Raw genomic sequence first — 869 nt, forward strand, 5'->3', positions numbered from 1 at the left:
CCGTTCTCAGTTCGGATTGTAGGCTGCAACTCGCCTACATGAAGCCGGAATCGCTAGTAATCGCGGATCAGCATGCCGCGGTGAATACGTTCCCGGGCCTTGTACACACCGCCCGTCACACCACGAGAGTTTGTAACACCCGAAGTCGGTGAGGTAACCTTTTGGAGCCAGCCGCCGAAGGTGGGACAGATGATTGGGGTGAAGTCGTAACAAGGTAGCCGTATCGGAAGGTGCGGCTGGATCACCTCCTTTCTAAGGATATTAACGGAATATAAGCCAGTGGCTTATAGCATTAACGTTTTGTGTTCAGTTTTGAAGGTTCATTCTTTCATGAAATCTTCAAACTTGTTCTTTGAAAACTGGATAAAACGACATTGATAGCAACAAACAAAATTCAAGCATTCATTATTTAGCTAAAGCTAAATAATAATTAGTCTCCGACGGATGTCACAGATTTTGAGAGGAGTTAATTTTATCAACATCTGCATAGCAGACATTTATAAAATTCAAAATCTGGACGGCAATTTTGTCGAGACAAAATTGATTGAGTGTAAGTTCTTAAAATCTTCTCAGTTAGAGAAGTGTAACTAACTTTTTAGGTTAAGTTATTAAGGGCGCACGGTGAATGCCTTGGCACTAGGAGCCGATGAAGGACGGTACTAACACCGATATGCTTCGGGGAGCTGTAAGCAAGCTTTGATCCGGAGATTTCCGAATGGGGAAACCCACCACTCGTAATGGAGTGGTATCCATATCTGAATACATAGGATATGAGAAGGCAGACCCGGGGAACTGAAACATCTAAGTACCCGGAGGAAGAGAAAGCAAATGCGATTCCCTGAGTAGCGGCGAGCGAAACGGGACCAGCC

The 869-nt window shown here is 44.8% G+C and carries 2 rRNA genes; both read left to right on the forward strand.

The features are described from left to right. A 16S ribosomal RNA gene (locus tag R0J88_RS18660) occupies positions 1–252 on the forward strand; the annotation flags it as partial. A gap of 346 nt (positions 253–598) precedes the next feature. Then, positions 599–869, forward strand: a 23S ribosomal RNA gene (locus tag R0J88_RS18665); the annotation flags it as partial.

Origin of the sequence: Pseudoalteromonas sp. SIMBA_162, from assembly GCF_046535955.1 — a bacterium.
Lineage (GTDB): Bacteria > Pseudomonadota > Gammaproteobacteria > Enterobacterales > Alteromonadaceae > Pseudoalteromonas > Pseudoalteromonas marina.